Origin of the sequence: Streptococcus sp. 2154 (assembly GCF_013277255.1) — a bacterium.
Lineage (GTDB): Bacteria > Bacillota > Bacilli > Lactobacillales > Streptococcaceae > Streptococcus > Streptococcus pseudopneumoniae.
The window spans coordinates 1-1,161 of record NZ_VMMK01000009.1; the positions used below are offsets into that span (position 1 = coordinate 1).

At 41.6% G+C, this 1,161-nt stretch carries 2 protein-coding genes and 1 pseudogene; all 3 read left to right on the plus strand.

What is annotated here, in order from left to right; genetic code table 11:
* On the plus strand, nt 1-219 hold a 219-nt coding region (gene tnpB, locus HT693_RS00570), incomplete at its 5' end, for an IS66 family insertion sequence element accessory protein TnpB (protein ID WP_142991936.1).
* A gap of 54 nt (nt 220-273) precedes the next feature.
* Entirely contained in the window at nt 274-480 is a 207-nt protein-coding gene (locus HT693_RS00575) for a transposase (RefSeq protein ID WP_172924653.1), read from the plus strand.
* Nucleotides 455-1,161 (plus strand): annotated as a pseudogene (locus tag HT693_RS00580) (IS66 family transposase); the annotation flags it as partial. The gene HT693_RS00575 and the pseudogene HT693_RS00580, both read left to right, overlap by 26 nt.

The following is a 1,161-nucleotide window of genomic DNA, read 5'->3' on the forward strand; positions in this document are numbered from 1 at the left end:
TTTCTCTTTTGTGGTGGACGTAAAGACCGCTTTAAAGCTCTTTACTGGGATGGTCAAGGATTTTGGCTACTATATAAACGCTTTGAGAACGGTAAGTTGACTTGGCCAAGTACAGAAAAGGATGTCAAAGCTCTCACACCTGAACAAGTAGACTGGCTGATGAAGGGCTTTTCTATCACTCCCCAAATAAATTCATCAGAAAGTCGTGATTTCTATTGAAATGATGCCTTTCTTTTTAGTATAATAAAGTTAGAAAACAAGGAGGGGAAGACGATGAAAGACTTATTAAAAATCATTCAACAACAGAGTGCTACAATTGATAGTCTCACCAATGAACTTGCCCTTCTGCGTGAACAAGTGGCTTATCTAACGCAAAAGCTCTATGGAAAATCCTCTGAGAAAAGTGTTTGTCCATCTGGACAAGTCAGCCTTTTTGAGGAGGAGTCTTCATCTGATGAAGATGGAGATGTTCCCAGTTGAAAGAGAAGAAATCACCTATAAACGTAAGAAAGCTAAAGGGAAACGTCAAGCTCTTCTTGCCCAATTTGATTCAGAAGAACTTCATCATCGCTTAGAGGACTGCATTTGCCCTGACTGTCAGGGAGATCTAAAAGAGATTGGAGCGAGTCTTCAAGGCCAAGAATTAGTCTTTATTCCTGCGCAATTAGAACGAATAGATCATACCCAACACGCTTATAAGTGCCAAGCATGCAGTGAGAAAAATCCGAGTGATAAAATCGTGAAAGCTCCTATCCCTAAAGCCCCTTTGGCGCATAGCCTTGGCTCAGCTTCTATAATCGCTCACACCATCCATCGGAAGTTTAATCTGAAGGTCCCCAATTATCGCCAAGAAGAAGATTGGGCTAGGATGGGTTTACCAATCACACGTAAGGAAATCTCTAATTGGCATATCAAGACGAGTCAATACTATTTGGAGCCCCTCTATAACCTCTTGCGAGAGAGACTATTGACTCAGCCCTTACTTCATGCGGATGAAACTTCTTATAGGGTGCTAGAGAGTGATAGCCATCTGACCTACTATTGGACTTTTTTGTCAGGAAAATCAGAGAAACAAGGGATTAGGCTTTACCACCATGATCAGCGTCGAAGTGGTTCAGTAGTACAAGAATTCCTAGGAGACTATTCTGGCTATGTGCATTG

What these genes read in the sequence shown, in the direction of transcription:
- HT693_RS00575 (WP_172924653.1), top strand. Translation starts at nt 274, where the DNA reads ATGAAAGACTTATTAAAAATCATTCAACAACAGAGTGCTACAATTGAT.